3 protein-coding genes and 1 pseudogene are annotated in these 3,368 nt (G+C 53.3%); 1 reads left to right on the forward strand and 3 read right to left on the reverse strand.

The features are described 5' to 3' along the window. The first annotated feature begins 82 nt into the window (after window positions 1-82). Window positions 83-349, forward strand: coding sequence for a hypothetical protein (locus HMPREF1261_RS12075; RefSeq protein WP_034658554.1), 267 nt, complete (start codon window positions 83-85; stop codon window positions 347-349). A 645-nt stretch (window positions 350-994) separates the two neighbouring features. Here HMPREF1261_RS12075 and HMPREF1261_RS12080 read toward each other — a convergent pair. From HMPREF1261_RS12080 to HMPREF1261_RS12915, 3 genes and pseudogenes are all read right to left on the reverse strand, one after another. After that, complete coding sequence (locus HMPREF1261_RS12080; RefSeq protein ID WP_369707791.1) at window positions 995-2,182, reverse strand: replication initiation protein; 1,188 nt, start codon at window positions 2,180-2,182, stop codon at window positions 995-997. Window positions 2,183-2,757: 575 nt separating this feature from the next. Continuing rightward, on the reverse strand, window positions 2,758-3,024 hold the full coding sequence (locus tag HMPREF1261_RS12085) for a hypothetical protein (protein WP_023031160.1): 267 nt from the start codon (window positions 3,022-3,024) through the stop codon (window positions 2,758-2,760). Continuing rightward, window positions 3,021-3,368 (reverse strand): annotated as a pseudogene (locus tag HMPREF1261_RS12915) (ParA family protein); the annotation flags it as partial. The pseudogene HMPREF1261_RS12915 and the gene HMPREF1261_RS12085, both read right to left, overlap by 4 nt.

Below are 3,368 nucleotides of genomic sequence, written 5' to 3' on the forward strand. Positions count from 1 at the left end.
CCCCCCCTGCGCAACAATAGGCCCTACCTATGCACACACGTTTTAACCTGCGCGACCGGTGGTCATCGGTTACTTTGAATCTATGGCTAAATACTTAAAAGCTGACCAACCCGAGAAAACCGCAATCCTCGAGCATCATCAAGACTGCACCATCGTCCAGCAAATCGGAACCGAAAAGGTAGAATACACCGGATGCAAGGACGTTTACGTATTCATGTCGGGAACGGTCCTAGTTCCAGGCATTAGCAGCGATATGGTTCTGAACTCAGCAGCGGGGCCGATCAAAATCACCCGCACCGGAAAAGATCCTGTTCCTAGTTTTGATTTTGATGAACCCGGAGAGATTTAGCCCCTCGTTAAATCTCCGTAACGATCAATGTATGTACTTGCGTTCTAGTGTGTCCTAGTGGCTATGCCTTCCGTCAAAGCCTAACGGTGACAATGCTATTTGGCTTTGTTGTTGATCGAAGGCTAGGAGTGAAAAGGTGACGGACATTGTTCATGAAGTCTAGGACACGCACCTGTGCGCCTTATTTATCAAAGCCCACGGGGATGCTGGAGACTACGAGTACGCGCTAGACGCCGCCAAACACCTACAGGCAATACTGGCAGAATTGCCTGCTACTTCCCCACTGGCTCACGACGCCGGCATGCTCGCTGAGTTTGTGCGCGCGGCACAGAGGAGTTTTTCTCAGCAACGCCCCGCAGATAATCCAGATGAGCTTCTAGGCTTAGCCGCCAGTCTCAAAGAACGTTTGAAAGGGACTTAATAAAAGGAAACTCCCCAGTGCTTCCAACAATGAGAAACACTGGGGAGAAGCCACCTGCGGGGATGCAGGAGTCGTGGCACATGCGATAAACATTCCCCGTGAAGGTACTGGCTGCTGATGTCAAAGCTAGGCAAATAGAGAAAGGTTTTTCTTCATGCGAAGTTCTATCTAACTGCCTAGCGGCAGGGGAACCGTATATTGCTTACGGCATGTTCCACTTTTGGTTAGATAAGACCGGCCTCCCGCAGGGCTTTCAAATGGCGATTAGCCTGCTGCCGAGTAATGCCTAGTTCTTGGCCTACGGTTCGCCCTGAAGGAAGCTTTCCTGTCTGAGTCAAAAAGTCCATCGCTGTCGCTAGTACCCGTCCGCGGGTTCCTTTCCCTCGGCTCTGACGAAGTGCGTTTGCGGCGCGGAGCTTCGTACGCTCTGTCTGTGCGTACTCACCTTCGGGGTCTGTTTTCCAGCGTTGTGCTGCTTTCTGTCCGCCTCTGCGGCCCATGGTGGATAGTGCTTTTCGTTCGCTGCTGGTGGCTTTTCCTGGTGCGCTAGAGCCGCTGTAGGCCTTGCTCTTGGACTGGGTGACGTAGCCACGCACACGACGTGCCATGGTTTGGCGGTCGCGCATGGGCGGCATTTCACTGTCACGGCCGGCTCCGCCGTGGGAGTGGGCGACGTTGTAGGCGTGCTCGTAGGCATCAATAATCGCCGCATCAGTCAGGCGTTGGCCTTGTTGGCGTAGCCGGTGACCAGTCTTAAGCGCGTGTTTAAAGGCGGTTTCGTCACGTGCCGCTTTTCCCTGAGTAATCCACAGCACGCGCACACCGTCAATAAGCTCCGGATCGTATTGGTCAAGACCATCAGCGATTTCAGCATCTACGTCCTGGGCAAGAGCTTTAAATGCTTGGGCTTCCTCGCGACGGGTTTTAACTGCGTTGATAAGTTCCCAGCCAGAGGAAAATTGCTGGCGCGGAACGGGGTTGAACTGGTCGTGTCCTGCCATGTCCCTTACCTGCTTTACCAAGTCTCCAAGACGCATCACCCTGTTGTGCTGCCTGTACCAACGATAGGCCGTAGGCGATTTACCTGTGTAGAACGGGTTGCGGCTAAAGCGGTGGGAGAAGTGAGGGTCGTGGTCTAAAAGCTCACCTAGTACGCGTGTGGTTGCTGCCAGTAGCTTCATCTGCGCTGATTTACCGCCACGGTCAGCGTAGACGGGGTCAATAAGCCAAATGAACTGGGATTTCCCGTTAGTCGGGTTGATTCCCGCCCAGGCTGGCCCGATGTTGTGCGAAACAAGTGAACGCACCACGCTACGTACATAGGGGTTTAAGTCCGCAGGGTCACCGCCGGCTGTTCCTATCTGGTCAACGTCGACGACTAGGACGGCAGCGTACTGCTTATTAGTGAGCATGACGTACTCGCATCGTCCTAAAGCTTCGGTGTCGAAGCGATACATACGCGGCGAGTTTGTTCCGTCAGGTTTACGGATATACGCCTTGGAGAAGTCACGTCCGATAGACCCGTGGAGTACCTCGCGGCCTAAATGTGCGCGGAGCAAATCGCGGTCGCTAGCTGACGCCGGGGTGTTATCCAGCCCGCCTCGGTCGCACTCGACACGGGTCGGCGTTTTAATGTGCGCATTCTGCGCATGAGTCTGTAAACTCATGACCGTGCTTTCTCCCAGAGATGTGCTGGGTGATAAGCGAAAGTCATCGGGTTGCCGCCCGGTGGCTTTCTTCGTTTTTAACTGTCTTCCACCGACTCTAAATGACACTGGTGTCATTTATCAGTCATGACACGCGAAGAATTCACCTTTTATCTGCAGTTACGCATGGCAAGACATACGTAACTGCTTTTCGTCTGTGCAGATCTACTTCCCCATTTTTCTCGTGCGCATATTTACTGTTACGGCGATGGGAATGGATTATCTAGAACTGCTGGGTTTACAGGGATGCAGCTTTACATCACCTGTATTTCTGTAAACCCTTATTTATTGTTGCGTACGTATTCTTCGAGGTAATTGCTGACAATCTCGCGAATGGTCACGCCCTTTTGCGCGGCGATGACTTTGAGTTCTGAGTGAAGTTCTCGGTCAATTTCGACGGTCATCTTCTTGACATAGTCGCGGCCGGTGGGCTGATGGAATGCACCTCGTACTGTTTTCTTCTCCGCTGCCGGGGTCGGCTTTGCGGTTTTCTTTGACGAGGTTCGCGGGCCTTGCTGGGCCCTGGCGCGTTCTTTGCTGGTGCTCATTTCATCATCTCCATCAGTTCGTCTGCGACCTGTTCATAGCCGTGCATGTCTGGGCCTGGGCAGTAGCCGAAGGCTAGGTGCATGTCCTCACGTAGCGGGATTTCGGTTTTAAAGTGGGGCATTTGTTCTGCATCAAGAGCTTCTCGTGCAGCGTCAAGAGCGCTGGTACCCTTCCTAGCGAAAGTCAGCAGGACTGCATGCGGTGTTCCGCTAACTGCGTCGCGCAGTTCCCACACGCGGGAGAGGTCGGCTGCAGCAGAACGGGTTGGAAGAATGATGAAATCGCTGACAGCGATTGCTGCTTCAATAGCGTTCTCATCTCCTGGCGGGACATCAATGAACAT

Origin of the sequence: Corynebacterium sp. KPL1818 (assembly GCF_000478135.1) — a bacterium.
In the GTDB taxonomy this organism is placed as follows: domain Bacteria; phylum Actinomycetota; class Actinomycetes; order Mycobacteriales; family Mycobacteriaceae; genus Corynebacterium; species Corynebacterium accolens.

What these genes read in the sequence shown, in the direction of transcription:
- HMPREF1261_RS12080 (WP_369707791.1), bottom strand. Translation starts at nt 2,182, where the DNA reads ATGCTCACTAATAAGCAGTACGCTGCCGTCCTAGTCGTCGACGTTGAC.
- HMPREF1261_RS12075 (WP_034658554.1), top strand. Translation starts at nt 83, where the DNA reads ATGGCTAAATACTTAAAAGCTGACCAACCCGAGAAAACCGCAATCCTC.
- HMPREF1261_RS12085 (WP_023031160.1), bottom strand. Translation starts at nt 3,024, where the DNA reads ATGAGCACCAGCAAAGAACGCGCCAGGGCCCAGCAAGGCCCGCGAACC.